A 25900-nucleotide genomic window follows, 5' to 3' on the forward strand; every position below is an offset into this window, starting at 1 on the left:
TTGGTTCCGGCCTGCCAGGAAATTACGGCTGAAATTACGGCTGAAATTACGGCTTAGGCTTGGCGTTGCCGGCCCCCGTGGGAGCCGGTCCGCCGCTGCCGGGGACGAACAGCGCCCGGACCCGGCCACCGGGCTTGGTGTCGATGCTCGCGACGCCTGTGTTGATGTCGTAGACGACCCGCTCGCCGCGGGTCACGTTGGGGCCATCGCTCAGGGCGGCGTTGCCGTTGAGCAGGATCTTATTGGCTCCCCGATCGAAAGTGGCGTTGTCGCCGGTGGCGACCTGCGTCTTGGACACGATGGTGACGGGCCCCTTGCAATCGATCTTCTTGATCGCGCTCTCGCTCGGCCCCTGGGCCTGGGCGGCAGCGGACGGCTGCGAGCCGCCTTCGCGGTTCTGCTCGTAGAACACGGTCATGGTGGTGCACTTCATGGTGCTCTCGCCCTGAACCGCCACCACGTCTCCGGAAAAGACCGCCCGGCCTTCCTTGTCGAACACGTCGAGCTTGTTGGCGTCGATCTTGATCGGCTCCTTGCTGGAACCGAAATTGCCGAAGCCCACCGCGCGCTCCTTCGAGGCTTGGGCCCAGGCGGCGGAAGCCGCCGGAACGAGAAGCGCAAGAGCAAGCGCGTGGCGTGCGAGACTCATCATGGACGAACACTTGTCGGTTGAGCCGCCGTGTGGCCGGCGGCGGGAGGAGAGACGGGAGCCGCGGGACCTGCCCCGGCCGGGGCCGGAGCCTCGGGCCCGGAGGACGACGACGGGGTGAAGGTGGTGCGGACCCGCCCCTTGAAGCTCAGAACCTTGCCGTTGTCGATGACCTTGAGCCCCTCGGCCTCGATCCGGCCGTTGTCGCCGAGGAGCACGGTCACGGGCTCGTTGGACGTCACTCCCCCGGACTTGAAGTCCACGAAAGCGGAGCGCATCTGAACCTGCTGGCCCGCATCCGTCGTCACACGGACGCTCTGCTGGAGATTCATCTGCTCCTTCTGGGTATCGAGCACGCCGATATCGGCCTCGAGCCGGGCGACGCTGCCCTTCTCGTCGGTGACGATGCGGGCCCTCAGATCCTTCAGTTCCACGAAATTGGGCTTGCGCACGTCCTGCGTGGCCGCGCTGGCCGTGACCTCGTACGGCCGGCTGTCGTTCTTGAACCCGGTGAGCCTGGGGGCTTCCATGGTCACATTCGTGCCGTTGACCCCGATATGGTCGAAGCTCAGGTTCTCGATCTGGGCGAAGGGCTCCAGATACGCGAGGAGAGCCACGGCCCCCATGGCCAGAACGGACCCTAAAGGGATAGCGATCTTGGCGAGGCGCACCCAGCGGGAATGGCGTCTGGCCTGGCGGAAGGCGCGCGCGCGCGCAGCCGGCCTCGAGGCCGGGCCACTCTGCATCGTGGTCCCCTGGATTCCCGCCACGTTTAATCCAATCCCTTCCGTCCCATCGCCCGGCGCCATGCCTATCGGTAATGGCGATGTTGTGACGGAGAAAGGTTTTATGCGGGAAAGTTTAAGTCTGCGTCAACTATGGGCGAAAATATCGGCATCGGGCCAGCCCAGCAGGTCGAGCTGGGCCCGGGTCGGCAGGAACGAGAAGCACTGATGGGCGATGCCGAGCCGGTTCTCCCGCTCCAGCCTCTGGTCGAGCTTTTCCTTGAGGGCATGGAGGTGCAGCACGTCGGAGGCCGCATAATCGAGCTGGGCCGGCGTGAGGGTGTCGCCCCCCCAGTCGGAGGATTGCTGCTGCTTGGACAATTCGACCCCGAGGAACTCCCGGACGAGATCCTTCAGGCCGTGCCGGTCCGTGTAGGTGCGCACCAGCCTCGAAGCCACCTTGGTGCAGTAAACCGGCCGCGGCATCACCCCGAAGGCGTGAAAGAGCACCGCCAGGTCGAAGCGGGCAAAATGGAAGATCTTGAGCACGCTCTCGTCCGCCAGGATGCGGATCAGAGTCTCGGGCGCCGGACCGTCCTTCAGGATCTGGACCACATCGGCATTCCCGTCGCCCTTCGAGATCTGCACCACGCAGAGCCGGTCCCGGTGCGGGTTGAGGCCGAGCGTTTCGGTGTCGATCGCGATCGCCGCGCCGGGCTGATAATCCGCGGGCAGGTCGCCGCGGTGAAAGCGTGTCGTCATGGAAGGTAAGCCATCTGAGAAAGCTGTCTGAATCCGGCTCTAAACCATCGCGTGACAAAGGGGAATCCGCTTTTGGGCTCACGCCGGCGCCCCCTTTTCAGCGAGCGCATCCTTCGCGGCGGCCGAGCTCGCCGTTTTTATGCCCCAAGCCCCTGTGGAAACGGGGGGCGGATGCATCGACGTGTCGCATGGCCGAGACAGGGTGCCCGAGCGCCGACCCGGGGGTCCAGCCCGAGCCAGCGCATCGTGCGAAAAACCGGACCCGGTTTTTCGCACGATGCGATTCGATGGTCTCTTCGATGGTCTGGCCTATCGTCCCAGGCCATCCGGCATGACGGGCAATTGCCGTTGGGACAGGACCTCATCGAGAGCAGCCGCCAGTGTCTCCCGGCTGACCGGCTTCTCGAGCCAGATCACGCCTTGCAATTCGGATGGGCCATAGCTGGCCGCAGGCAGGCCGGAATAGATCACGAAGGGAATTCCCCGGCTCTTCAAGGCGCGGGCGATCTCCACCGATGTGCCGTCCTTGAGCATGACGTCGAGAAGCGCGATATCCGGCGTCTCGGTCTCGAGCCAGCTCATGGCCTGAGCATTGCTCATGAACGGTCCTTCCACCCTGAAGCCGGCATCTTCGAGGAACGCCTCGAGCGACATGCCGATCAAGGCCTGGTCTTCAACGATCATGCAGCGGGTCAGCGTCATGGGGTCTGCATACCTGTCAGGCGTGTCACCGGGACCGCAACGGGCCCATAAGGCGATCGGCAAGGACCCGGATCGGGCGAATCATGGCTCCGCAGTCCGAGATCGAATTTCGGCGAACCGCGCCAAGATCTCATTCACTTATGTAATCTTCGGACTTGGCAAAAGCTTAACTCTTCAGAGGCAAAACTAAAGTCCGAATGGCGGCTGCAGCATGAAAATGACTTCACCACACCATGGGACATGCTATGCATGGAAGGACTTGGCATGTGAGGACTTGCCGCATTCTTCGGACCTATTCTCCGAATGCATGGCTTCCACCAGAATGCAGTTGCGCTTCACATAAGTTAATGCGCCGTCCATCCAGGAGACGTCTGCTGTTAAACTCTGAGATCGGAGGGAACGCATGATGGCGGCTGAGACCCCCATGAAGACACAGATGCTCGCCGCCATTCCGCATCTGCGCGCCTTCGCGATCTCGCTCTGCGGCAACATCGACCGTGCCGACGATCTGGTGCAGGGCGCTCTTCTGAAGGGCCTGAGCAACCTCGACAAATTCCAGCCCGGCACCAGCATGCAGGCTTGGCTTTTCACGATCCTGCGCAACGATTTTCTCACCCAGGCCCGCCGCAGGAAGCGCGAGGTCGAGGATCCGGAAGGCGCATGGGCCGAGAAGGTCGCCGTCATGCCCGAACAAGGGGCGCGTCTCGATTTCGCCGACATGCTGAAGGCGCTCAGCCAGCTCCCCCTCGATCAGCGCGAGGCGCTTCTGCTCGTGACGGCCGAGGGACTGACCTATGAGGACGCCGCGCGGATCTGCGGCACGAATATCGGGACGATCAAGAGCCGCATCAACCGCGCGCGCCGCCGGCTTACCGAATTGATGAACTTCGACGCGCAGGACGACCTCGGCCCCGACCGTCTCGTCAAGGCCGCGCTCTTCATGCATATATCGGCCTGACGCCGAACGCCCCCGCCGGCGGGGCGCCCGGCAAACCGAACGCCCTGCCGCTTGAGCATCATCGGGCGAGGGGATGACGGCACGCGAAGCGGCCGTCGGAGCACTCGCTGAAAGTCCAGAGCATCTTTTCACGCAAAACCGGTGCCCACTTTTGCGTTCGATGCTCTCCTTGCTCGAGCATCTTTTCACGCAAAACCGGTGCCACTTTTGCGTTCGATGCTCTAGGCGGCCTTGTGCTCGATCTGCTGCGGCTGAGCCTTGCTGCCCGTGGAGATCTCGATCCGCCGGGGCTTCAGGGCTTCGGGCACCTCACGCTTCAGATCGACGGTCAGCAGGCCGTTCTCGAGACTGGCGCCGATCACCTTCACATGATCCGCGAGGTTGAAGGTCTGCCTGAAGGCGCGGGTCGCGATGCCGTGATGCAGGTACTGCCTGCCCTCCTCCGAGCCCTTCTTCTGGCCCGACACGACAAGCTGGCTCTCTTTCTGGGTGATCTCGATCTCGTCGGTCGAGAAACCTGCGATGGCCATGGTGATGACATACTGGTCCTCGCCCTTTTTCTCGATGTTGTAGGGCGGCCAGTTGGTCATGGTCTCGATCTGCGAGGATTGGTCGAGCAGATTGAACAATCGGTCGAAGCCGACCGTGGAACGATAGAGGGGAGAAAAGTCGAAAGCCGTTCTCATAGCTACATCCTCCATATGAGCAACGTAACCACAAGGGCACCGGACACCGCCCGGCGCCCGTAGGACCAAGCCGGAAAGGCCTTGGCGATCATGATGCTGGGAATGCCGCTCGGGTTTTTCAAGAGGGGGCGCGGGCGCATTTTCCGACGGTGCGCTAATGAGCCTGTCGGCGGCTCTCCCGATCGAGAAGGAAGAGACGCATGTCCATGGGCAGAACGATGGTGCAGCGAAGACCGTTCGGAGTGAAATCCAGCTTCGCGTCGCCGCCGAGCTCATAGCCCAGGGTGCGCTCGATCAGCTCGGTCCCGAACCCGCGCCTCCGCGGCTGGTCGTTGGCAAGAGGCACCCCCGTCTCGATCCATTGGAAGACGAGCCGTGACTGGCCGCCCGATGAATCGATGATCCAGACGACCTCGATACGCCCCTGGGATGCGGCGAGCGCCCCGTATTTGACCGCGTTCGTGGCCAGCTCATGGATGGCGAGCGCCAGCGTCTCGGCGGCTTTCGGCTGAAGGCGCGTCCGTGGGCCGGAAATTCTCTTCACCTGCTCGCCCTCGTGGGCTGCAACGGCCCGCAGCTCGTCGGCCACGAGCATTTCCAGATCGAGGCCCGCCTCCGGATCGCGGGTGACGGCGGCCTGGACGCGGGCGAAGGCATCGATCCGGCCCTCGAGATGCATGGCGAAATCCTCCGCCGTCCCGCTGGTCGCCGCCGTCCGGCGCGCAATGGAGCGAATCACGCCGAGGGTATTTCTCACGCGGTGCTGGAGCTCCGCGAGCAGGAACTTCGTGTGCCGCTCGCTCGCCTTCAGGGCTTCCTCGTAAGCCCGGCGCTCGGTGACATCCTGGCCGATCTTGAGAAAGCCCTGCAGGCTGCCGTCCGGCCGTCGCAGGGCCGTGACGCTGCCTTCGATGAAGACCCTCCGTCCATCCTTGCGCAAGTGCCAGCGCCGGTCCGCGGCGGCGGCTCCCGTGCGGGCGACGGCGATCTCCTTTTCCGGCTCGCCCGCCTCGCGATCCTCGGGCGTGAAGATGAGGTCAGCGGGCCGGCCCAGGATTTCCTCGGCGCTCCAGCCGAAAACCGTCTCCGCGCCCGGGAACCAATCGGTGACCCGATCCTGCGGATCGGTAATGAAAATCGCATAATCGTGGGCATTCTCGACGATCAGGCGGAACCGCTCCTCGCTGTCGCGAAGCGCGGCCTCCGACCGGTTGCGCTCGGTGATGTTCGTGAAGAGCACCGCAACCCGCCGGCTTTCCGCTCCGCCGAGGCGGAAGACATTGAGGTCGAAGACGCGCCCGAGGGTCGCCTCGGTTTCCTCGAAACGCACCGGCGCTCCGGTCTCGACCACACGGCCGTACATCTCCGCCCAGCGTGGGTTGGGCGTACCCAGGATCTGCGTGGCCGTCCGCCCGACCGGATACGGCATTCCCGTATGCTTCATGAAGGCAGGGTTCACTTCCAGGAACAGGAAGTCGTTCCATCCTTTCGCGTCGTCGCGCAGGACCTCAACCACGGCATAGGCCTCGTCCATCGAGTTGAAGAGCGCGCGGTAGCGATGCTCGCTTTCACGCAACGCGCGCTCCGCGAGCACATGGCTTGTCATCTCGATCAACGTCACGAGCACACCGGCAATGGCGCCCGTTTCGTTCCGGACTGGGCTGTAGGTCAGCGTGAACCAGGCATCTTCGAACCGGCCCGAACGGGCAACCGGATGGAACCCGTTCTCAAAGGTGAGGGTCTCGCCGGCCCGGACCCGGCGGTAGATCGGTTCATCGTTGTGCCAGGCTTCGGGGCGCCATTCGCGGGCCGCCCGCCCCAATCCTTGCGGATGCTCGATGCCCATGAGGTCGCGATAGCCGTCGTTGTAGACCTGAATGAGCTGCGCCCCCCAGAGCACAACCATGGGAAACGCTCCCGACAGCAGAAGATCGACGGTCGTCCTCAGGCTCTGCGGCCACGCCTCGATCGGCCCCAGAGGGGTCGATGCCCAGTCATGACCGCGGATACGTTCTGCCATCTCGCCGGTGCCGGCGGGCCAAGGGGCTGCGGTTGGGGCTGCGGCTGGGGCGTGTCGAGGCTGTTCCATGCATTTATCTCGGCCGATGGTCGGAGCCGGGCCTCCATGCGGTCAGGCTCCGTCGCATCTCATTCATCGTTGGCATCCAGCTCGTATCCCTCACGATCGAGGTGCAGATAATTTCCGTTGAACAGGGCAACTTCCTGAAGGGCCTTCAGGTTCGGAATCGTGAGGGTCTTTCCCTTCAGGACGACGAGGTTGGACGCCCGCAGATCCTGCAGCGTACGGTTCACGTGCACCGTCGAGAGGCCGAGAGTCTCGCCGAGTTCCGCCTGCGTGACGGGCAATTCGCAGCTGTCGCCTCTTGTGAGCCCTACCATGCGAAGGCGGATGAAGAGTTCGCAGAACAGATGGGCCATGCGCTCCGCCGCCTGACGCTGGCTGTTGTTGACGATCCATTCCCGCGCGATCGCGTCCTCCACCAGCGAATTCCACCAGAAGGCCCGGCAGATGCGCGGGTAGGCATCGGTCAGTTCGACGATCCGGTCCTTCGGGATTTCCGACAGCGTCACCGCAGAAACCGCCCCGATGGAATGATCCATCTCTTTCAGGATGAAAATGTGCATGTTGCATACGTCGCCGGGGATCAGATAGCCCATGATCTGCCGCCGCCCGTCTTCGAGCACCTTGTAGCGGCAGGCCCAGCCTTCCAGGATCAGGTTCACCTGCGTCGGCCGGTCCCCCTCGTCGATGATGTCCTCGCTCGGGTTGAGCTGGCGCCGTTTCAAGGCAGCGGTCCGCTCGAGAGATAGCCTCTCGTCACCTGAGAACCTCGCGAAATGCTCCAGCTTGCGGATGAAGTAACCTGCCATGCCCGGGCGCCTCTTGCGGCCCGAAGCATAGAGGACCGGGAACGGTGCACGATTCAACTATGTTATTCGGAAAGCCCCGCAGGAGATTTATTCAAGAAAGCGGAAGCTCCCGCGATTTCGAACGAGGAGGAATGGGCATGACGGATCGTTCCGACAAAGGAGCACTCGCCCGTTGCCGGGTTCTCGTGGTGGAGGACGAGTATTTCATCGCCGACGACATGGCGAAGGCGCTCGAAAAGCTCGGCGCGGAGGTCGTCGGCCCGGTGCCGAAGCCGGACAAGGCTCTCATGCTGCTCTCTTCGGGCGAAGGCATCGATGCCGCCGTTCTCGACATCAACCTGCGCGGCGAGGAGGTCTTCCCCGTCGCCGATGCCCTCGCGGAGCGCGGCATCCCGTTCGTCTTCGCGACCGGTTACGACCCGTCCTCGGTGCCTGTCGCCTATGCGGACGTGCCGCGCTGGGAAAAACCCTTCAATCCGGACGCGCTGGCCCAGGCCCTGCCGGGAATCGTGCGGTGCGCATGAGGCCGCCCCACTCGGAGCGCCTCATCCGTCGCGACCCGCATCGTTGTCCGTGATCGGCGGCAGAGCTTATGGGCGCGCCTCGGCGGGCGCACCCCGGCTTCCTACGATCGCGCGAGCGCCACGAGCATGGGGCGAAGCTCATCCGGCCCCTGCAGCGGCTGCGGGAATGTCAGCCGCAGCAAGTCGTCGCCCAAAGCCAGCTGCAATCCCTCGGGATCGATGCCGACCAGCCGCCACGCGCCTTCGCGGGCGCCGCAGAGCTTCGTGGCATAATGGGCCACGGCTTCGGCGTGATCCTCGTTCATGTGCTCCACGGCGCCTGCTTCCAGCTCCGCGAATCCGGGAAAGGCGGAAAGGTCGGTGAGCAGATCCTCCTTCGCCATGCGGTAGGCGCGGCCGAAACCGCCGTTGAGGCTGCCCGACGCGACGTTCAGGCGCCAGAAGGCGAAGTCGGGGAAGTCGACGTAAAGCGCGGCCTTGGGATGCTGCAGCAGGTAGCGGCGGCGGGTCTGCTGCGCCTTGTCCGAGCCGGGCTCGATCCGCTCGGCCCGGGCGAGCAGGGTGAGGCGCGGATGTGCCAGCGGGTCGCCCTTGCCGATCGCGGAGAGCAGCAGGGAGCAGCGCCCGTCCGCCGCGAGCAGGCGGGTGTGGATCGAGAGCTGGGAGGTGAGGATCACGGGCGAGCCGTCGAGATCGGTGCCCATCGCCACGAGGCTGGCGAAAGGCATTCCCTCCTCGGCGCCGTTCGTGGCGAGAGCGCCCGAACGCGCGGTGCGCATCAGCTTCTTGGCGAGATGCCGTGCCTCGTCGTCCACCGGCAGGGTCGGATCTTTCTGCGTCATGCCCATGATCCTAGGCCCTGCTCCCGTTCGAGACAACCGGCGCGCAGCGCCTCGAACCGGACGAGCTGGTCTTTCTTGAGCGTGCGGTCCCCGTTGCGGCCGACGAAGATCTTGAACATCACCCCGCCCTCTTCGTTCACGAACTGCACGGAGCAGGAGCGCTGGCCGAAAAACGGGCGGTCGACGACATAGATCGCGCGGCAGCGATCCATGCGCAGATGCCCGCCGATGGGGCTGTCGCCGTGGATGTTGAAATAGCCGCGGCCGGACGTCCCCGGCGGAACGCGGCCTTGCACTCGAACACGCCGTCGCGGGTGTGCACCACGAAGGTGATGTCGCCCCAGGTGGTCAGATCCTCCCAGATCCTTTCGAAAAGCTCGCCCGGAACACGCGCGGCCGCCTCCCGTCCGAGGCAATCGAGAACCCGCTGGAGCGGCACGCCGCGCGTCCCGGCGATCGTTTCGAGAACCCCGTCGGGCCGCACCGTCGAGACGCGGCTGCTGCTGTTTCTCGACGAGCCCCCGGACGCTTGCACTCCCTCAGGCTTGCACTCCGTCAGGAATGAGCGACAGCCTGCCGGACGTGAGCGGCTGAACCCGCTTGCGGCTGCGGCGCTTTCGCGCCTTAAACTCACGTGCGTCCCGGAACTCTGCGAGGGAATGCGAAGGGAATGCGAAGGGAATGATGGAGCTTCAACCGAGCGTAATCACGAGGATCGACGAGGCGCGCCACGCCCTCGGGCTTCTCGCTCTCGAGGCCGTGCTGGCCCTGGCGGAGCGCGGCAACGTCATCCTGGATCCATTCTCCACCCTGATTGCCGCGCATGCGCGGATCGGCACGGGAAACGTGTTCTATCCCTGCGTGACCCTTCATGGCGCGGTCCCCGGCGCACTTCTCATCGGAGACGGCAACACGTTTCACTCGGGCACGTGGCTTGCCGCCGAAACCGGCACGATCGCGATCGGCGACGGCAATCTGTTCGGAGAAGGCGGAGGCTTCACGGCGAAGGCCAACCGCCCGGGCGGGCGCATCGTCATCGGGGATCACGGCCGCTATCAGGGCGGCGCGTCGGTCTTCGGCGAGACCACCCTGGGATCGGGCAGCCAGCTCCTCGGCGCGATCACGGTCGACACCTGCTCTCTCGCCGCCGGCGGATCGTTCCGCGATCCCGATCCGGACCGCCGCGGCGCTCTCCTGAAAGGTCACGGCACCGCCCGCGGTCTCCGCCTCGACACCGGACAGGTCATCGCCGGGAACGGAATTTTCCGGATGGAGGACGCAAGGCCGCAATCCTCCTTCCATCCGAAAGTCGCCCATCCATGAACGGCATCGCAGCCAATGTCTCCGTCAGCCTGGGTCTCGGCCTCGTCTCCATCGGCCGGGCATGGGGTTATCGCGAGGGTCTTCCGCCGACGGAGGAGGACGCGCTCGCGCTTCTCCATCATGCGGTCTCGCAAGGAATCACGTTCTTCGACACGGCTCCCGCCTATGGCGACAGCGAACGGATTTTCGGAACCTTCCTGAAGCGTCAGGGAGCGAAGGCGTCGCGCCTCACCGTCAGCACGAAGATGGGGGAGCACTGGAACGCGGCGGAGCAAAGCGCCTTCACGGATCATTCCTATGATGCCCTGTGCCGGAGCCTCGACCGGAGCCTGGAGCGGCTCGGACCCATCGATCTCCTCCAGATTCACAAGGCGAGCGCCGCCGCGCTCGCCTCGAAGGAGGTGGAGCGGGCCATCGCCTATGCGCGCTCCAACGGCATCGACACCTTCGGCGCCAGCGTCAGCGATCTCGACGCGGCGCGTCTTGCCTGCACATCGGGGGCCTATGCCGTCATCCAGCTTCCCTATCACAGGCTGTTCCCATCCATGGCGCCCGCCTTCGCGATGGCGCGGGACGCAGGCATGGGCGTGCTGGTCAATCGCCCCTTCGGCATGGGCCGGCTGATCCCGGACGAGGCCGGCGACAAGGCCTGCCGTCTGAAGGAGGCCCTGGCCTTCATTCTGGAGCAGCCCTTTAAGGGCGTCATTCTGACGGGAACGCGATCGCCCCGGCATCTCGACGAATCCCTCGCGGCCTTCCGGGCGGCCCGCGATGGCGAAAGCCTCGGAACAGGGTGAGCGATCAGGCAATGAACGGAGCCCTCTGCGGTCCCGCATGAGGGAACAGCCGGGAATCGGGGCGTGTTTCCTTCATCTCAGGAAGAACCCGTCAGGACCCTGACCCATGAAACCCCTTCTTGTCTCCCTTGTCGCCGCCAGTCTGTCGAGCAGCGTCATGGCACAGCCGGCCGCCACGACGCTGAGCATGACATGCAACCAAGCGAGGCAGCTCGTCGCGGCTCAAGGAGCGGTCGTCCTGCATACGGGGCCCACGACCTACGACCGCTATGTTCGCGATTCCAGCTTCTGCCTCCGTCCGTTCGTGGTCCGGCCCGCGTGGGTCAGAACCGCAGATGTCGCCCAGTGCCCCATCGGGGGAGTCTGCCGCTCGACGGACACCGATTCCGGGAAGTAGCAACCGGGAAGGTCCCACCGCGAATCTCGGCTGACGCGACGTTCGCGATGGCGCGCGCGCCCGGCCGGTCCCTGCGCCGGCCCCGTCATGAACCTTTTCGGCCGGCTCAGGAAGCGACATGGCGGATGATCGTTCGTCCCGTCAGATATCCGACATGAAGGGGATGAGGGCCAGTCCGCAGACGAACATGATCGATCCGAGCCAAAGGGGAACGGCCTCGATAATGAGAAGAGCCCGTGCCCATATCAGGCTCCATCCCGCGACGGTGAGCAGGATGGCGAGGGCCGTCACCCGATCGATCCGTCCGAACCGGGACAGGCACCAGAGCCACAAAGCTCCCGGACCGGGGCGGCTGGCGCGGGCGGTCACTTCTTCGGCCTCGGGCATGATCGACCGCTCCTTCCCTCCAAGGGTTTCCGCGTTCTGCTGCCAGGGCCGATGTATGGGGTAAACGCCAAGCGCGGGTCCTCCCGCGGCCCACTCCCACGCTTTGAAAATAAACCTTGGGGCAGGAGCATTGTTCCTGTCGAAAACGGATGAGCGGAGAGCCGAGGCTCGGCCCAGGCCTCTGCATCTTCGTCCGCACAAGGCCTTCCATGCGTTCTGCCGTCTCTTGACCCAGGCCGTTCCTTGTCCAGATCCCTGCCGGGAGGTGCGGTCAATGAGCGTTGCCGTGTTCGGACGTCTCCTGCCGATGGCCTGCGCGATTCACGCGTCGGTCCTGGTCCTGATCCTGACCCTGTGGTTTGCGTGCGCCTCGGCGCAGGCCGGCGAAGGGGGGCGCCCCACCGTCGTGCAGGACCTCGAGAAGGGGTATGGCGGCTTCTTCGTTTTCACGACGGCCGATGGCCGGAACTACGACATCTTTCAGCGGATCGAGAGCAGCCAGGGACTTTCGGCCGACGCCAATATCGTCTGCATGATGAAAGAGTGTCTTCTCGAAATCGCCGCGATGCCCCAATCCGCCGTTGCCCGATACAGCGACCAAACCAGCAATATCGGTGGGTTGCGCCAGCGTCTGAGCGGCATCCGCGATGCCTACTCGGCGATGCGAATGGCCTTGCCCGACAACCGGCCCGCCGCCATCGATGCCTGGCACGAAGCCCTGATGCGCCTGACGCTTTGTCTCAACACCGCCGAGGAGTGCCGGTGATCCGGGCGACGTCACTCCGGCCGTTCTCCCCTCCCCCATGCGGCTTAAGAGAAAGCGGGATCTATCGGGCGGCTCGATCGTTCTAGCCAGAGGATCACTCCGGCCCGCGGAACCATTGTCGTCGCCGCGCACGGGGAGCCCCTCATGACTGCCGTGCCCATCTCCCGGTCTTCAGGCCCACGGCCAAGGTCCATCGTGCTGCCGGTGCTCGCCGGATGGCTCTTCGCGATCGCATGGGGCGGCGCCGCCTTCGCCCAGGGACAGGAAAGCACCACCTCGACCCAGGCCCCGCACACGAGTCCGCATCCCGTTCCTCTTCTTTCCACGGAGGATGTGACTTCGGTGCCGTCCGGAAATCCCATTCAGGGCCAGCCGCTGCCGCAGCAGATGCGTCCGCGCGCGCCGGACGCTCTCGGCATGACGGGTCCCGTGACGATCCCGCAGGTCCAGCTCGCCTGCAATGCCATTCGGGACGAAACGGCGCGGAGCCGATGCGAGGGCCGCACCAGTCCCGCCGCGCCGCCGAAAGGGTTTTTCGAGTAGGGCACATCGACGTCCAGGCCGTTCCGACACGGAGCCGAGCATGAGCGATATTTCCCGCCGCAACCTCTTCCGCGCAGCCGGCGCGCTCGGCGCTAGCGCCGCCCTTCCGGCGCAGCTTCGGGCCGAGGCCCGGCAAAGCGGGCCTCCCCCTCCGGCGCGACAGCAGGCACAGCCCAAGCCTGCCGCGCGCGCTCCATACCGGTTCTTCAACACCCTCGAGGCGACTTTCATCGAGGCCGCCGTCGACAGGCTGATTCCGCCCGATTCCCGATGGACCGGCGCCGTGGGAGCGGGCGTGCCGGGCTATATCGATCTTCAGCTTGCCGGTGCTTACGGGCAGGGTGCGCGCCTCTACCGGTCGGGCCCGTGGGATACGGGCCTGCCGAGCCAGGGCTATCAGCTCGCGCTGACGCCGGCGCAGCTCTACCGCACCGCCATCGCGAGCCTGGATCGGCAACTGACGACGCGTGTCTCCTCCGGGCCGAAGAACGCGCCCGCTTTCGCCCGCCTCGGCCCCGACGATCAGGACGGCGTGCTGCGCGATCTCGAAGCCGGCAAGATGGATCTGTCCGGCATTCCATCGGCCGTGTTCTTCGAGACTCTTCTCGCCAACACGATCGAGGGCTTCTTTTCCGATCCCATGTATGGCGGCAACCGCGACATGGTGGGCTGGCGCATGATCGGCTTCCCGGGCGCCTATGCCACCTATCTCGGCATCTACACCAATCATGGCGAGCGCTTCACGCGCGAGCCGATGTCGATCGCGCAATCGCCGCAAGAGCATCACCCCATGCCCGGAGGATTGCCTCCGTTCGACAGCGGAGTGCGACGCCGTGGCTAGAACCCTTCCTTCCGTCGATGTGGTGTTCGTCGGCATGGGCTTTACGGCCGCCATCATCGCCCGCGAACTCAAGGACAGCAGCGTCAAGATGGTGGGCTTGGAGCGGGGCCGGGCGCGCAACACCGTCCCGGACTTTCAAAGCCCGGCCATGCACGACGAACTCGCCTTCGCGGTGCGCCACGGTCTCATGCAGGATCTCTCCCAGGAGACCGTGACCTTCAGGAACACGCCGGACCAGAAGGCTCTGCCCATGCGCCAGCTCGGCTCGTTCCTGCCCGGAACCGATCTCGGCGGCGCGGGCGTGCACTGGAACGGGCAGACATTCCGGTTCCAGCCGGAAGACTTCCGGATGCGCAGCCACCATGAGGAGCGCTACGGCCGCGATATCATCGCGGAGGAGCTGACGATCCAGGACTGGGGCCTCACCTACGAGGATCTCGAGCGGCATTACGACCGGTTCGAATATCTGCTCGGGGTCGGAGGCTATGCGGGCAATGTCGGCGGCGAGATCAGGCCCGGGGGCAATCCCTTCGAGGCCAAACGCAGCCGCGACTATCCGAATCCGCCGACGGCCCCGGCCTATCTCGGCGTGCTCTTCGCAAAAGCCGCGATGGAGCTCGGCTACACCCCCTATCAGGTGCCCAGCTCCAACATGACGCGCGCCTACACCAACCCCGAAGGCGTGCGGCTCGAGCCCTGCATGGTGTGCGGTTATTGCGAGCGTTTCGGCTGCGAGCACTTCGCGAAATCGAGCCCCCAGACGACGCTGCTGCCGGTGGTGCTGCAGCAGGCGAATTTCGCGCTGCGCACGAACGCGCATGTGACGCGGGTCAACCTCACGCCGGACGGCAAGCATGCGACGGGCGTCACCTATATCGATCTCGCGACCGGGCAGGAAACCATCCAGCCCGCCGAGCTCGTGGTGCTGTCGGCCTTCGCCTTCCACAATCCGCGGCTGATGCTGCTCTCCGGCATCGGCAAGTCTTACGACCCGTCCACGGGCGAGGGCAATGTCGGGCGCAACTACGCCTATCAGACCATGGGGTCCGTGTCGCTCTTCTACGACGAGGATGTCGCGCTCAACCAGTTCATGGGCGCGGGTGCGTTGGGCACCGTGATCTCCGACTACGCGGGCGACAATTTCGATCACTCGAAACTCGGCTTCATCGGCGGCGCCTATATCTGCGCCTACACCACGGGTGCGAGGCCGATCGAGTATCATCCCGTTCCGCCCGGAACGCCGCGATGGGGGCTTCCCTGGAAGCAGGCCGTCGCCCGGTACTACAATCATACGGGAGGCCTGCAGGTGCACGGGCAATCCTGCGCGCGGCGGACGAACTACGTCGATCTCGACCCCACCTACAAGGATGCGTTCGGCCAGCCGCTCCTGCGGATCACGTTCGATTTTCCCGAGAACGATCTGCGCATGTCCCATTATGTGACGGACCGCGCGGGGGAGATCGCCGAGCGCATGGGCGCGCCCCAGATCGTCGTCAATCCGCGCACCGCACCCTATTCGGTGGTGCCCTATCAAACCACCCACAACACGGGCGGAGCGATCATGGGAGCGGACCCGAAGACGAGCGCCTGCAACCGCTACGGACAAAGCTGGGACGTGCCGAACGTGTTCGTGACCGGCACGGCCCTGTTCCCGCAGAACGCATCCTACAATCCGACGGATACGGTCGGGGCTCTCGCCTATTGGACGGCCGATGCGATCAAGACCCGCTATCTCTCCTCCCCGGCTCCGCTGGTGCAGCCATGAGAGCAGCGCTCCTTTCCATCGCCGCCGCGACGGCCTGCCTATCGGTCGCGAGCGGTGCCCGCGCCCAGGCTCCGTCGGCTCCGGACCCGCAGCGCGGCGCCGCTCTGGCCGCTCAAGGCAATCCGAACGGGGCTGCGCCCTGCAGCCAATGCCACGGTCAGTCCGGCGAAGGCAATCCGACCGGACCGTTCCCGCGGCTGACCGGCCAGTCGGCCGCCTATCTCTACAAACAGCTGCAGGACTATACCGACGGATCGCGGCCCAGCGATATCATGACGCCGATCGCACAGGCGCTCTCCGAACAGGAAAGACTGGATGCCGCGGCCTATTATGCGGGGCTCCGGAGTCGATGGGCGGCTCAGAGCGAGCTGCGCCCCGAAGTGGCAAGGCGGGGCCGCGATCTGGCGCTGAGGGGCATTCCCTCCATCGGAAATGGCGAAGTCGGCGTGCAGGCCTGCGGCAATTGTCATGGACCGAACGGCGTCGGGGAAACGCCCGTCTATCCCGAACTCGGCGGCCAATGGGCCGGGTATGCCTCGGGACAGCTCTCGGCCTTCAAGTCGGGAATACGCAAGAACGACCTGTCCGCCGTCATGCGGGAGATCGCCGGCAAACTCACCTCCGACGACATCGACGCGGTGTCGCGCTACTACGAAAGCATCCGGCCGCGCGAGACCGCGCGTTGATCCGTCGCTCGTGAGAAAAGGCCTTTGCATCGGCCAGGAGCTTGTCTGCCCCGGATCTCCGTTGGGCGATCCGGGATCTATTCGGCCGCCACCGGCCGGCTTGCGCGCCGTCCGTTCCTGTCCGCACCGGACAGGACGGCATGGTGCAGCCGGTCGAGGTGACGCACGGATTGCAGCGCCTCCAGCATGGGTCCGCAGATCAGCCGCTCTCCGCAGGGGTCGCGGTGGCACACCGGATCCCAGAGGCCCATCGGCGTCCAGATGTCGGGATCGTGCCATTCCGGCATGCCCAGGATGGGATAAAGGCATACGCCCCGGATCGGAATGCGTTCGCGCAGAAGCGCTTCCGATTCCTTCGCGACTTCGTGCAGCCACCGGCCGCGATTGTCACCGATATGGCTGGTTTCCGTGATCATCATCTCTCCCCCGTAACGGTCGGAGACCGAACGGACGAGATCGCCCAAGGACCAGCGCCGAAGATCGTCGTCGGCGAGCGGAGGATTCACGCCGTCCTCTCGCGCGAGACCACCCCATTCCCACTGGTTGGTCCAATAATAATTGATGCCCACGACATCGAGATGCGCGCGGCTGCCGCCGAGCTCGGGCAGGAGCGTCCCGCACAGCATGTCCCAGCTCTGGAACACGAGACGCTCGTTGAAGTCGCGCACCTCGTCCTTGAGCTGCGGACGGCCGGGAGGGCAGGCCACCCGGCACAGGGGATCGACATTGACCATGCGGGCCCCGGGGCACGCGGCCCACAGGGCATCGATGCCCTCGATCGCGGCGCGCGCGAGCGCGACCTTCAGGTCCCACCCGCGCCCCGTCACGTGAGGAGCAAAAAGCCCCTTCTCGCCCCCGGCATAGGCCATGAACGAGGGTTCGTTCACCGGCGTGAAGGCGCAGACGCCCTCCGTCCGTTCGGCGACGTAGCGGCCGATGGCGTAGCAGTAATCGGCGAAACGCCCCGGAAAGTCCTTGCCCAGGGGATCGAGCCCCTGCGGGTAGCCGTAATGGAAGAGATCCCAGATCACCTCGACGCCATGGCGGCGCGCCGCCTCGACGAAGGGCTCGACCGTCGAAAAGTCGTATCGTCCGGTGCCCCGATATCCTTTGCCGCGATCGACCAGTGGCCACCGGATGGTTTCGCGCGCGCCATGAAGGCCGAGCGCCGAGAGCTGCCGGTAATCCTCGTCGACGGTTTTGTCGTGCCCCGTCGCGACGACCTGATCGAACCAGTGTCCGTGACGGTTGTAGCCGGTCGATCCCTCGAAGCCGGCCAGAAAGAAGCTGCGAAACACCCTGCCGTCCCCCTTTTCCTCATCCCGACGCGGCGACGGGAGCCGAAGCGGAAGCCAGCATGCCGACGGCATCCGGCCCGCCCCTCGCGAGATTGCGATAGGCCACCATTGCGGGCGTCGGCACCCGGCGCAGAGGATCCTCCTCGTCCGGAACGATGTCCCACAATCCCATCGGGGCCAGATGGTCCGTCACCGGGCGGCGCCCTTGGCGATAAGCCCAGGTGACGAGGGAAAACATCGGCCACCAGGTATATCCCACGAGCGGAATGCCCTCCGCGCGCAGCTGCCGCGTGGCCGCGACCGAACGCTCGAGCCAGTCGAGCCGACGGCGCAGGGAGCCCATGGATGCGGTCTCCGAGATCATCAGCGGGACCCCGTAACGCTCATGGTAGAGACGGCCGAGGCGGGTGATGAGATCGGCGCCCGCGTAGGGCATGCGGATGCGAAAGCGCCCCCCGGCATCCCGCAGCAGCTTTTTCTGCGTGAACATCGGATAGAGATTCATGCCGACGACCGGTAGCGGGACGGCGCGATCGCGAAACCAGGCGAGTTCGGTCTCGCGCGCGCCGTTCTTCAGGAGCCAGGACCACAGCGGATGATGCTCGTCGATCCGGCCCGAGACGAGGTCGAGGGCCAGGAAGACGATCTCCTGCCGAAGCCGGGCCTCGTTCTCGAAGACGGGATCGTCCGTGTCGAAGAGGTCGGTGGCGTCGACGAAATAGGGAACGATCTCCGGATCGACATCCTGCAGCGCCCTCACGGTCTCGACCATTCCCTTGGCGATCGCCAGCATCAGCGCCACGAAGCCGGGCCAGCTGCGCCGGAACGGCGGCCACCAGCCGAGCCGTCCGCAATACCAGCCCGTGATGCGGGGCTCGTTGAGCGGCGTGTACCAGGTGATCCGCCCGCGGAAGCGCTCCGCGAGGCGGGCCGCGTATTCGGCGACAAGCTTCGGATAATCGGGATGGAGAAACGCCCCCTCGATCCAGGACGGCAGACCGTAATGGACGAGGTCGACCTGAGGCGCGATCCCAAGCTCGAGCAATCGCTCCAGGGTCTCGTCCGGAAACGACCAGTCCCAGACCTCCGGCCGGGGCTGGATGCGATGCCAGGGAACCCCGTAGCGGGCGCACGGCACGCCGAGTTCGGCCACGAGGCCGAGATCGTCGCGCCATCGCTCGTAATGGCCGGTCAGTTCGTATTCGTCGAGCGTCCTGCCGGTGACGGGATGCGGCGCCGTGATGAAGGTGTCCTCGATCCCGGTCGACCACCAGAATGCATCGGGCGCGGTCAAGCGGCGGATTTGAGATCGTGACGGGAGCGCTTGGGTCATGCCGAGGCCGTCCCTTGGGCGTCAGTGCTTCCACTGCAGCACAGCGGTTGGGCCGCGGACGAACCTCGGCCGCATGTGATCCAGCTTTGGAAACGACTCCGGCGCGGGAAAGTTGCACCCGGTCCGCCGTTCGCGAACCTCCCTCACCCTTGCGCGTTGGTGGGCGACAGGTAGCCGTTCCCGGCGTTCCGCCGCAGGGGCCAACCGCAGGCGAGGCAAGCCATGCCGAACCGGACTGTTTCCTCCCAACCGGCGCAGCGGGCCGGTGCCGACCGGGAAGCCCCCGGCGGGGAGGATCGCAACAAGGGAACGGGGGACGGGACCGTGTTGGCGCGCAAGACGGGCGCTGCTCACGATGGGGCGGACCCGCAAGCGCCGCAGCCTGAGCCGCGCCGCCTGAATTTGACCACGCCCCCGGCCGACCATCGCATCATGAAGGGCCGGTACTGACGGCCCTCGGAAAGACCCACCAGACGAGATGGCAGACGAGATGACTGAGACGATCTCCCCGGCCGATCTTCATCCCCGCCCGCACCTGCGCCGTGATCGCTGGACCGACCTGTGCGGCCCGTGGGGCTTTGCCTTCGACGATGCCGATCGCGGGCTTTTCGAGCACTGGTTCGACCGGGCCGAGCCCTTCGACCGCGAGATCATGGTGCCCTTCCCGCCCGAGAGCGAGCGATCCGGCATCCACGAGACGGGATTCCACCGGGTGGTCTGGTACCGTCGCGACATCCGCCTTGACGACGATGTCCGTCGCGGCCGTCTCCTGCTCCACTTCGGAGCCGTCGACTTCAGGGCCATCGTCTGGGTCAACGGCCGCATGGCGGTCGAGCATGCCGGCGGGCAGACGCCGTTCTCGGCGGATATCACCCCGCTGCTCGTTCCCGGAGAGGTCCAGGTGATCGTCGTGCGCGCGGAAGACGAGCCGCGCGACCTGCAGCAGCCGCGCGGCAAGCAATACTGGGAGGAAGAGCCCGGCTATATCTGGTATCACCGCACGACCGGCATCTGGCAGCCGGTCTGGCTCGAACCGGTGCCGAAGGTGGCGATCGCGGAGATTCGCTGGACGCCCGATGTCGACCGGTTCGGCGTGAGGATGGTTCTCAGGCTGGACGGTTCGCCTCCCGAAGGCTGGCGCGTCCGCGTGCGGCTGAGAGGCGATCTGCCGACGCGCACGCTGGCCGACGACACGTGCCTTCTGTCAGGCCGTGAACTCCGGCGCGATCTCCTCCTCGACATCAACGACGCGGCGATCCGCCGGCGCCGCACGCTGCTCTGGGCGCCGGAACATCCCAATCTCATCGAGGCTACAATCGAGCTTCTTGACGATAGCGGCGCCGTCGTCGACCGGGTCGAAAGCTATTTCGGCCTGCGCCGGATCGAGGCCCGCGACGGCCGTTTCATCATCAACGGCATCCCGATCTTTCTGCGGCTGGTGCTGGCGCAGAACTACTGGCCCAGCTCCCTTCTCGCGGCTCCCGACGCGAATGCGCTCAAGCGCGAGGTGGAGCTTGCTCAATCGCTGGGCTTCAACGGCATCCGGATTCACCAGAAGATCGAGGATCCCCGGTTCCTCTACTGGTGCGACAGGCTCGGCATGCTGGTCTGGAGCGAGGCCGCCAACGCCTATGTCTATTCGGATCGCGCGGCCGAGATGCTGACGCGCGAGTGGCTCGAAGCCGTGAGGCGCGACTACAACCATCCCTCCATCATCACCTGGGTTCCCTTGAACGAGAGCTGGGGCGTACCCGATCTCGACCGCTCGGCCCAGCAGCGCGACTTCGTGCGGGCGCTCTATCACCTCACCCGGGCGCTCGACCCGACGCGCCCCGTAATCGGCAATGACGGCTGGCAGCATGCCGTCGGCGACGTGTTCGGCGTGCACGATTATGCGCCCACGGGCGAGATGCTGCGCGAACGCTACGCGGATCATGAAACCATCGAGCGCACGTTCCGCCATGTGCGTCCGCATCACCATTCCCTGCTCGGGGAAGGGGCCGAGATGACCGACGAACCGATCGTCATCAGCGAATTCGGCGGCCTCGGATTCGTGCCTCAGGCGAGCGAGGACTGGTTCGGCTACGGCCAGTTCGCCAGCCCCGAGGCGCTGCTCGAGCGCTACGAGGAGCTCGTCGATGCTCTCCTCGCGTCCACCGCCCTCGCGGGCTTCTGCTACACTCAGCTGACCGACACCGCCCAGGAGACCAACGGCCTGCTCACCGTCGACCGCGAGCCGAAATTCGATTCCGAGCGCCTGCGCGCCATCAACAGCCGTCCCTCGAAGGCGGTGCCGAGTGAAATCCTGGACATGCTGATCAAGCACGAGGTGGAGCGGCGTCGGCGCGCACGCGGCCAGAAATGATCCGCACGCCGCCGGGGCGCGCCGCGGTTTCCATCTGCGCCGGTGCAGGCTCCGCCGCCGGAGCCCTTTTGAACGCATGCGTCAGCCAGGTGGAGAACCGGTCGAGATAGAGATAGATCACCGGCGTCGTGAACAGCGTCAGAGCCTGGCTGACCACCAGGCCGCCGACCATGGCGTATCCGAGCGGCTGCCGGATCTCGGCGCCGGTGCCTGCGCCGATCATCAGCGGCAGGCCGCTCAGGATGGCCGCCATCGTGGTCATCATGATGGGGCGAAACCGTAAGATGCAGGCCTTGCGGATCGCCTCTCTTGGCGAGAGCCCTTCCGCCCGTTCGGCTTCGATGGCGAAGTCGACGAGCATGATGCCGTTCTTCTTCACGATGCCGATCAGCAGAATGACGCCGATCAGCGCGATCAGGCTGAAGTCGATGTGGAAGAGCATCAGCGTTGCCAGTGCGCCGAGGCCCGCGGAGGGCAAGGTGGACAGGATCGTCAGGGGGTGGATGTAGCTCTCGTACAGGACGCCCAGAATGACGTAGATGACCACGAGCGCGGCCGCGATCAGATACGGCGTGGACTGGGTTGATTGCTGAAAAGCCTGGGCGTTCCCCTGGAAATTTCCGACCAGCGCGCCCGGCGTTCCCAGCTCCTGACGAGCCCGGTCGATCGCCGCCGTCGCCTGCCCCAGGGCAACTCCCGGCGCCAGGTTGAAACTGAGGGTGACGGCCGGGAACTGACCCTGGTGGCTGACCGAGAGAGGAGCGACCGGACGCGTGGTCCACCGCGCCAGAACGGAGAGCGGCACCTGGTGGCCCGTCAGCGGCGAGCGCAGATAGATCTGCTCCAGCGTGTCCGGATTGCTCTGCAGCTCGGGCAGGACCTCCAGGATGACGTGATAGGAGTTGAGCTGCGTGAAGTACTGCGTCACCTGCCGCTGACCGAAGGCATCGTAGATCGTGTCGTCGATCAATTGCGGATCGAAGCCGAAGCGGGATGCCTGATCCCTGTCGATCTCGAGGGTCAGCGTGCCTCCGTTCGTCTGCTGATCCGTCGCGACGTCCTGCAGCTCCGGCAGCTGCTTGAGCTTTTCGAGGAGCTTGGGAGCCCACTCGTCGAGTTCCGCGAGATTGGCGTCCTGGATCGTATACTGGTATTGGGTTCGCGTCGCGCGCCCGCCGACGTTGATGTCCTGAGCCGCCTGCAGGAACAGGGCCCCACCCTGGACTTTCGCAAGCTGCGGACGCAGGCGGCCGATGATCTCCGCGGCGGAAGACTTCCGCTCGGGACGGGGCTTGAGTGCGATGAAGACGCGGCCGTTGTTGAGGCTTTGCCCGCCTCCCGAGCCGACGAACATGGCGACGGTCGCCACGTCGGGGTCCTGGGCGATGATTCCGCCGAACGTCTGCTGGATCTGCGACATCTCACGGAAGGACACGTTCTGGCTGGCCTCGGAAATGCCCGTGATGAGGCCGGTATCCTGCTGAGGGAAGAAGCCTTTCGGGATGATGACGTAGAGATAGACCGAGGCCGCCACCGTCGCGAAGAAGACGAGCACCGTCAGGAAGGAATGTTTGAGAACCCAATCGAGCCCTCGCTCGTAGGCGCGCAGGATGCCGTCGAACATCGCCTCCATCAGCATGTAGAGGCGGCCGTGGCGCACGTGCTTCTCGTCCTTCAGGAAGCGCGAGGCCAGCATCGGCGCAAGTGTCAGGGACACCAGAGCCGAGATGGCGATGGTCATCGTCACCGTCACGGAGAATTCGCGGAACAGGCGTCCGATCACGCCTCCCATGAGCAGGAGCGGGATGAAGACGGCCACGAGCGACAGGCTGATCGAGATGATCGTGAATCCGATCTCCCCGGCGCCCGTGAGCGCCGCCTGCATGGGCGTCATCCCGCCTTCCAGATGGCGGACGATGTTCTCCGTCATGACGATCGCGTCATCGACCACGAAGCCGACCGCGATCGTGAGCGCCATCAGGGACAGGTTGTCGAGGCTGTAGCCCAGGACATACATCGTCGCGGCCGTTCCGAGGAGGGCCAGCGGGACCGTCACGCTTGGAATGATGGTCGCCCACAGGCTCCTGAGGAACAGGAAGATCACCGTCACCACGAGGGCGATCGTCAAAAGAAGCGTCATCTGCACGTCCGACACCGAGGCGCGGATCGTCTGCGTGCGGTCGCTCAGGATATCGACCTTGATGCTCGGCGGCAGCGCGGCCTGAAGGTGCGGCAGCGCGGCCTTGACGCGGTCGACGGTGTCGATGACGTTGGCCCCCGGCTGCTTGAACACGACCAGGAGAACCGCGCGGCGTCCGTTCGACCACGCCGCTTTCAGGGTATCCTCCGGACCGTCCACGGCCTGTCCGATGTCACGGATCCGGATCGGCGCGCCGTTGCGATACGCCACGATGACGTCGTTCCACTGGGCCGCAGCGGTCAGCTGATCGTTGGTGTAGATCGTAAAGGACCGCGTCTGGCCGTTGATGCTGCCCTTGGGGCTGTCGACGGTGGATACGGCGATCTTGTCCCGCACATCCTCGAGGGAGAGCCCCTTCGCGGCCAGGCGGGCAGGATCGATCTGAACGCGAACGGCCGGCTTCTGCTCGCCTCCGATATTGACCTGCGCGATCCCCGGCATCTGGCTGATCTGCTGGGCCAGCTTCGTATCCGCATTGTCGTCGACCTCGGAGAGGGGCAGCGTGTCCGAACCGACGCCGATGATGAGAATGGGCGCATCGGCAGGATTGACCTTGCGATAGACGGGGGCGTTCGGCAGGTCCTTCGGAAGCTGGCCGCTGGCCGCGTTGATCCCGGCCTGAATATCCTGCGCGGCCGCATCGATATTGCGCTCGAGCTCGAACTGAACGGTGATCGCGGTCGTTCCGAGCGTGCTCGTCGAGGTGATCTGCGTCACGCCCGGAATCTGCGAGAATTGCCGTTCGAGAGGCTGCGCGACCGAGGACGCCATGGTTTGCGGGCTGGCCCCGGGAAGGGCCGCGCTCACCTGAATGGTGGGGAAATCCACCTGCGGCAACGGCGCAACCGGCAGGAAGGGATAGGCGACGGCTCCCACGAAGAGAAGGCCCAGCATGAGAAGCGACGTCCCGATCGGCCTGCGGATGAAGGGGCCGGATATGCCGCCTTGGCTGCGCGAGACGTCCATTGGACCAGGGCCATGCGCCATGGGTAGCTTCCCTATTCGGTGGAGACGCTCTGAGTTTTCCCGCTACCGGCGGAACCTTGGCCGGCGGGGCCTTGGCCGGCAGGACCTGGCCCGGCGGGACCCGGCCCGGCGGAACCCGGCGCCTGCGGCGGCTGGCCTTCGGTCTTGCGGATCTTCGTTCCGGGCTGGAGGCGGTACTGACCCGACGTCACGACCTGATCGCCCTCGGAAAGGCCGCTTTCGATGACCGCAACGCCCTGCGTGATCGGGCCGACCTCGACCCGTCGAAACTCAGCCGTGTCGTCGGGCCGCACCACATAGACGGCGAGCCCCTGCTGAGTCCGCTGAACGGCGTCGGCCGGTACGGTGAGCGCATCCATGGTCTCGAGAAGGGTCCGCATGGTCACGGATTGTCCGGGCCAGAGGGCCCGGTCCTTGTTCTCGAAGGAAGCCTTCAGCTTGATCGTGCCGCTCTCCTGATCGATTTCGTTGTTGATCAGCGTCAGCGTGCCCTGCGCCAGGACGGACTTGCTCCCTTGCGCCAGGGCCCGCACCGTCACCGGCCCCGCTGCCTGGGCCTTCTGAAGCGCCGGCAGCGTCTGCTCAGGCAAGGTGTAGAGAACCGAAATCGGCTGGATCTGCGCGACGGTCACGATGCCGCCGGGATCCGTCGCTCGGACGATGTTTCCCTGGTCGACGAGACGCAGGCCCGTGCGTCCGGCGATGGGGGACCGGATCGTGGTGTAGCCGAGCTCCGTCCTGGCGCTGTCGATCTGAGCCTGATCGCCTTGGATCTGGGCCGTGAACTGGTTGACGGTGGCCTGCTGCGTGTCGACCTGCTGCTTGGACGCGAAGCTGCGCGTCGCCAGTTCGTTGTACCGGGCCAGATCGAGCTTGGCGTTGGCCAGTTGCGCTTCATCCTGCGCCTTCTTGGCGATCGCCTGGTCGAGCATGGCCTGAAAGGGCCGAGGGTCGATCTGGGCGAGCAGGTCGCCCTCTTTCACCATCTGCCCCTCCTCGAAGGCGATCTTCTGAACCTCCCCGTCGACGCGCGAGCGGACCGTGACGGTGTTGTAGGCCTGCACCGAGCCGAGACCGGTGGCGTAGATGGGCACTTTGGAGCGGACCGCAGCGGCGACCTGGACGGGCACGGGGGGCAGATCCTGCCGCGCCGTATTCTGGCGCGATTGCGTTCGGTTGACGGCGATCCAGATTCCGTACGCACCGGCGAGCAGAACACAGACGATGAGGAGGCGGATCGCTCCGCCAAAAAACTTGGACCGGCGCTGTAAAGGCTTCGTCATGCGCATATCCAACCACGCTGCCCGGCCTCAAGCCCAGCGCCGAACGGCACCTCTGAGAGAGCATCCTCGAACGAGGGCATATAGATTGTGGGCTGGATGCTACCAGGGAAGGAGGATCACACCTGCGTGACTCTCCCGCCGACGGCCGGTCCGCGATGTCGCGCCCGGCCGCGAGCACGGTCGCACATG

Annotated in this window: 25 protein-coding genes and 1 pseudogene; 12 read left to right on the forward strand and 14 right to left on the reverse strand. The window is 65.3% G+C overall.

Annotated elements, in window-relative coordinates; translation table 11 throughout:
- Positions 1-46: 46 nt before the first annotated feature.
- The 4 genes from RE429_RS00630 to RE429_RS00645 form a co-directional block, all read right to left on the reverse strand.
- Complete coding sequence (locus RE429_RS00630; protein WP_370439155.1) at positions 47-652, reverse strand: LptA/OstA family protein; 606 nt, start codon at positions 650-652, stop codon at positions 47-49.
- Positions 649-1395, reverse strand: a complete 747-nt coding sequence (lptC, locus tag RE429_RS00635) for an LPS export ABC transporter periplasmic protein LptC (protein ID WP_414472489.1) — start codon at positions 1393-1395, stop codon at positions 649-651. Before lptC ends, RE429_RS00630 begins: the two co-directional genes overlap by 4 nt.
- A gap of 126 nt (positions 1396-1521) precedes the next feature.
- A complete protein-coding gene (locus RE429_RS00640; protein ID WP_414472490.1) occupies positions 1522-2136 on the reverse strand; it encodes a ribonuclease D in 615 nt (204 codons plus the stop codon).
- Positions 2137-2445: 309 nt separating this feature from the next.
- Positions 2446-2838, reverse strand: a complete 393-nt coding sequence (locus RE429_RS00645) for a response regulator (protein ID WP_414472491.1) — start codon at positions 2836-2838, stop codon at positions 2446-2448.
- A 406-nt stretch (positions 2839-3244) separates the two neighbouring features.
- Between RE429_RS00645 and RE429_RS00650 the strand changes: the two genes are divergently transcribed.
- Entirely contained in the window at positions 3245-3796 is a 552-nt protein-coding gene (locus tag RE429_RS00650) for a sigma-70 family RNA polymerase sigma factor (protein ID WP_414474263.1), read from the forward strand.
- Between the two features lie 221 nt (positions 3797-4017).
- On the opposite strand, the gene RE429_RS00655 is transcribed toward RE429_RS00650, so the two are convergent.
- The 3 genes from RE429_RS00655 to RE429_RS00665 all read right to left on the reverse strand — a co-directional run bounded on the left by RE429_RS00655 (position 4018) and on the right by RE429_RS00665 (position 7374).
- Positions 4018-4482, reverse strand: coding sequence for an Hsp20 family protein (locus RE429_RS00655; protein ID WP_414472492.1), 465 nt, complete (start codon positions 4480-4482; stop codon positions 4018-4020).
- A gap of 154 nt (positions 4483-4636) precedes the next feature.
- Positions 4637-6502, reverse strand: a complete 1866-nt coding sequence (locus RE429_RS00660; RefSeq protein WP_414472493.1) for a PAS domain S-box protein — start codon at positions 6500-6502, stop codon at positions 4637-4639.
- A gap of 128 nt (positions 6503-6630) precedes the next feature.
- Positions 6631-7374, reverse strand: a complete 744-nt coding sequence (locus tag RE429_RS00665; protein ID WP_414472494.1) for a Crp/Fnr family transcriptional regulator — start codon at positions 7372-7374, stop codon at positions 6631-6633.
- A gap of 137 nt (positions 7375-7511) precedes the next feature.
- On the opposite strand from RE429_RS00665, the gene RE429_RS00670 reads away from it, so the two are divergent.
- Complete coding sequence (locus RE429_RS00670; RefSeq protein WP_414472495.1) at positions 7512-7898, forward strand: response regulator; 387 nt, start codon at positions 7512-7514, stop codon at positions 7896-7898.
- A 101-nt stretch (positions 7899-7999) separates the two neighbouring features.
- On the opposite strand, the gene RE429_RS00675 is transcribed toward RE429_RS00670, so the two are convergent.
- Together RE429_RS00675 and hutX are read right to left on the reverse strand one after the other, a co-directional pair.
- Positions 8000-8740 (reverse strand): HugZ family protein, encoded by a 741-nt coding sequence (locus RE429_RS00675; protein WP_414472496.1) that lies wholly within the window; start codon positions 8738-8740, stop codon positions 8000-8002.
- Positions 8737-9374: pseudogene (hutX, locus tag RE429_RS00680) on the reverse strand (heme utilization cystosolic carrier protein HutX). Before hutX ends, RE429_RS00675 begins: the two are co-directional and overlap by 4 nt.
- Before the next feature lie 47 nt (positions 9375-9421).
- On the opposite strand from hutX, the gene RE429_RS00685 reads away from it, so the two are divergent.
- From RE429_RS00685 to RE429_RS00695, 3 genes are all read left to right on the forward strand, one after another.
- Entirely contained in the window at positions 9422-10063 is a 642-nt protein-coding gene (locus tag RE429_RS00685) for an AraC family transcriptional regulator (protein ID WP_414472497.1), read from the forward strand.
- Positions 10060-10860 carry an aldo/keto reductase gene (locus RE429_RS00690; protein WP_414472498.1) on the forward strand — a complete coding sequence of 267 codons (801 nt, stop codon included), beginning with the start codon at positions 10060-10062 and terminating at the stop codon, positions 10858-10860. The genes RE429_RS00685 and RE429_RS00690 overlap by 4 nt, the downstream gene beginning before the upstream one ends.
- A gap of 106 nt (positions 10861-10966) precedes the next feature.
- Positions 10967-11257, forward strand: a complete 291-nt coding sequence (locus RE429_RS00695; RefSeq protein ID WP_414472499.1) for a hypothetical protein — start codon at positions 10967-10969, stop codon at positions 11255-11257.
- A gap of 141 nt (positions 11258-11398) precedes the next feature.
- On the opposite strand, the gene RE429_RS00700 is transcribed toward RE429_RS00695, so the two are convergent.
- Positions 11399-11644, reverse strand: coding sequence for a hypothetical protein (locus tag RE429_RS00700; RefSeq protein ID WP_414472500.1), 246 nt, complete (start codon positions 11642-11644; stop codon positions 11399-11401).
- Positions 11645-11918: 274 nt separating this feature from the next.
- Here RE429_RS00700 and RE429_RS00705 point away from each other — a divergent pair, with 274 nt between their 5' ends.
- The 5 genes from RE429_RS00705 (at position 11919) to RE429_RS00725 (ending at position 16245) form a co-directional block, all read left to right on the forward strand.
- Positions 11919-12410, forward strand: coding sequence for a hypothetical protein (locus RE429_RS00705; RefSeq protein WP_414472501.1), 492 nt, complete (start codon positions 11919-11921; stop codon positions 12408-12410).
- 144 nt (positions 12411-12554) lie between these two features.
- Positions 12555-12953, forward strand: coding sequence for a hypothetical protein (locus tag RE429_RS00710; protein ID WP_414472502.1), 399 nt, complete (start codon positions 12555-12557; stop codon positions 12951-12953).
- Between the two features lie 40 nt (positions 12954-12993).
- Complete coding sequence (locus RE429_RS00715) at positions 12994-13794, forward strand: gluconate 2-dehydrogenase subunit 3 family protein (protein WP_414472503.1); 801 nt, start codon at positions 12994-12996, stop codon at positions 13792-13794.
- Positions 13787-15559 (forward strand): GMC family oxidoreductase, encoded by a 1773-nt coding sequence (locus tag RE429_RS00720; RefSeq protein ID WP_414472504.1) that lies wholly within the window; start codon positions 13787-13789, stop codon positions 15557-15559. Before RE429_RS00715 ends, RE429_RS00720 begins: the two co-directional genes overlap by 8 nt.
- On the forward strand, positions 15556-16245 hold the full coding sequence (locus tag RE429_RS00725; RefSeq protein ID WP_414472505.1) for a c-type cytochrome: 690 nt from the start codon (positions 15556-15558) through the stop codon (positions 16243-16245). Before RE429_RS00720 ends, RE429_RS00725 begins: the two co-directional genes overlap by 4 nt.
- Before the next feature lie 77 nt (positions 16246-16322).
- Here the strand turns inward: RE429_RS00725 and RE429_RS00730 are convergent, their stop codons facing one another.
- Both RE429_RS00730 and RE429_RS00735 read right to left on the reverse strand, forming a co-directional pair.
- Entirely contained in the window at positions 16323-17543 is a 1221-nt protein-coding gene (locus tag RE429_RS00730) for a glycoside hydrolase (protein ID WP_414472506.1), read from the reverse strand.
- Positions 17544-17562: 19 nt separating this feature from the next.
- Positions 17563-18876, reverse strand: a complete 1314-nt coding sequence (locus tag RE429_RS00735) for a family 1 glycosylhydrolase (protein WP_414472507.1) — start codon at positions 18874-18876, stop codon at positions 17563-17565.
- A 222-nt stretch (positions 18877-19098) separates the two neighbouring features.
- Between RE429_RS00735 and RE429_RS00740 the strand changes: the two genes are divergently transcribed.
- Entirely contained in the window at positions 19099-19326 is a 228-nt protein-coding gene (locus RE429_RS00740) for a hypothetical protein (protein WP_414472508.1), read from the forward strand.
- Positions 19327-19366: 40 nt separating this feature from the next.
- Positions 19367-21241: a glycoside hydrolase family 2 protein gene (locus RE429_RS00745; protein WP_414472509.1), complete on the forward strand. Its 1875-nt coding sequence runs from the start codon at positions 19367-19369 to the stop codon at positions 21239-21241.
- On the opposite strand, the gene RE429_RS00750 is transcribed toward RE429_RS00745, so the two are convergent.
- A complete protein-coding gene (locus RE429_RS00750) occupies positions 21195-24428 on the reverse strand; it encodes a multidrug efflux RND transporter permease subunit (protein ID WP_414472510.1) in 3234 nt (1077 codons plus the stop codon). The two genes, RE429_RS00745 and RE429_RS00750, sit on opposite strands and share 47 nt — an antisense overlap.
- Positions 24429-24439: 11 nt before the next feature.
- Positions 24440-25711 carry an efflux RND transporter periplasmic adaptor subunit gene (locus RE429_RS00755; RefSeq protein WP_414472511.1) on the reverse strand — a complete coding sequence of 424 codons (1272 nt, stop codon included), beginning with the start codon at positions 25709-25711 and terminating at the stop codon, positions 24440-24442.
- Positions 25712-25900: the final 189 nt, after the last annotated feature.

Source organism: Microvirga sp. M2 (assembly GCF_047497095.1).
GTDB lineage: Bacteria > Pseudomonadota > Alphaproteobacteria > Rhizobiales > Beijerinckiaceae > Microvirga.

What these genes read in the sequence shown, in the direction of transcription:
- RE429_RS00685 (WP_414472497.1), top strand. Translation starts at nt 9,422, where the DNA reads ATGATGGAGCTTCAACCGAGCGTAATCACGAGGATCGACGAGGCGCGC.
- RE429_RS00645 (WP_414472491.1), bottom strand. Translation starts at nt 2,838, where the DNA reads ATGACGCTGACCCGCTGCATGATCGTTGAAGACCAGGCCTTGATCGGC.
- RE429_RS00675 (WP_414472496.1), bottom strand. Translation starts at nt 8,740, where the DNA reads ATGACGCAGAAAGATCCGACCCTGCCGGTGGACGACGAGGCACGGCAT.
- RE429_RS00740 (WP_414472508.1), top strand. Translation starts at nt 19,099, where the DNA reads ATGCCGAACCGGACTGTTTCCTCCCAACCGGCGCAGCGGGCCGGTGCC.
- RE429_RS00735 (WP_414472507.1), bottom strand. Translation starts at nt 18,876, where the DNA reads ATGACCCAAGCGCTCCCGTCACGATCTCAAATCCGCCGCTTGACCGCG.
- RE429_RS00655 (WP_414472492.1), bottom strand. Translation starts at nt 4,482, where the DNA reads ATGAGAACGGCTTTCGACTTTTCTCCCCTCTATCGTTCCACGGTCGGC.
- RE429_RS00710 (WP_414472502.1), top strand. Translation starts at nt 12,555, where the DNA reads ATGACTGCCGTGCCCATCTCCCGGTCTTCAGGCCCACGGCCAAGGTCC.
- RE429_RS00745 (WP_414472509.1), top strand. Translation starts at nt 19,367, where the DNA reads ATGACTGAGACGATCTCCCCGGCCGATCTTCATCCCCGCCCGCACCTG.
- RE429_RS00705 (WP_414472501.1), top strand. Translation starts at nt 11,919, where the DNA reads ATGAGCGTTGCCGTGTTCGGACGTCTCCTGCCGATGGCCTGCGCGATT.
- RE429_RS00755 (WP_414472511.1), bottom strand. Translation starts at nt 25,711, where the DNA reads ATGACGAAGCCTTTACAGCGCCGGTCCAAGTTTTTTGGCGGAGCGATC.
- RE429_RS00690 (WP_414472498.1), top strand. Translation starts at nt 10,060, where the DNA reads ATGAACGGCATCGCAGCCAATGTCTCCGTCAGCCTGGGTCTCGGCCTC.
- RE429_RS00640 (WP_414472490.1), bottom strand. Translation starts at nt 2,136, where the DNA reads ATGACGACACGCTTTCACCGCGGCGACCTGCCCGCGGATTATCAGCCC.
- RE429_RS00650 (WP_414474263.1), top strand. Translation starts at nt 3,245, where the DNA reads ATGGCGGCTGAGACCCCCATGAAGACACAGATGCTCGCCGCCATTCCG.
- RE429_RS00750 (WP_414472510.1), bottom strand. Translation starts at nt 24,428, where the DNA reads ATGGCGCATGGCCCTGGTCCAATGGACGTCTCGCGCAGCCAAGGCGGC.
- RE429_RS00725 (WP_414472505.1), top strand. Translation starts at nt 15,556, where the DNA reads ATGAGAGCAGCGCTCCTTTCCATCGCCGCCGCGACGGCCTGCCTATCG.
- RE429_RS00660 (WP_414472493.1), bottom strand. Translation starts at nt 6,502, where the DNA reads ATGGCAGAACGTATCCGCGGTCATGACTGGGCATCGACCCCTCTGGGG.
- RE429_RS00715 (WP_414472503.1), top strand. Translation starts at nt 12,994, where the DNA reads ATGAGCGATATTTCCCGCCGCAACCTCTTCCGCGCAGCCGGCGCGCTC.
- lptC (WP_414472489.1), bottom strand. Translation starts at nt 1,395, where the DNA reads ATGCAGAGTGGCCCGGCCTCGAGGCCGGCTGCGCGCGCGCGCGCCTTC.
- RE429_RS00695 (WP_414472499.1), top strand. Translation starts at nt 10,967, where the DNA reads ATGAAACCCCTTCTTGTCTCCCTTGTCGCCGCCAGTCTGTCGAGCAGC.
- RE429_RS00670 (WP_414472495.1), top strand. Translation starts at nt 7,512, where the DNA reads ATGACGGATCGTTCCGACAAAGGAGCACTCGCCCGTTGCCGGGTTCTC.
- RE429_RS00630 (WP_370439155.1), bottom strand. Translation starts at nt 652, where the DNA reads ATGATGAGTCTCGCACGCCACGCGCTTGCTCTTGCGCTTCTCGTTCCG.
- RE429_RS00700 (WP_414472500.1), bottom strand. Translation starts at nt 11,644, where the DNA reads ATGCCCGAGGCCGAAGAAGTGACCGCCCGCGCCAGCCGCCCCGGTCCG.
- RE429_RS00665 (WP_414472494.1), bottom strand. Translation starts at nt 7,374, where the DNA reads ATGGCAGGTTACTTCATCCGCAAGCTGGAGCATTTCGCGAGGTTCTCA.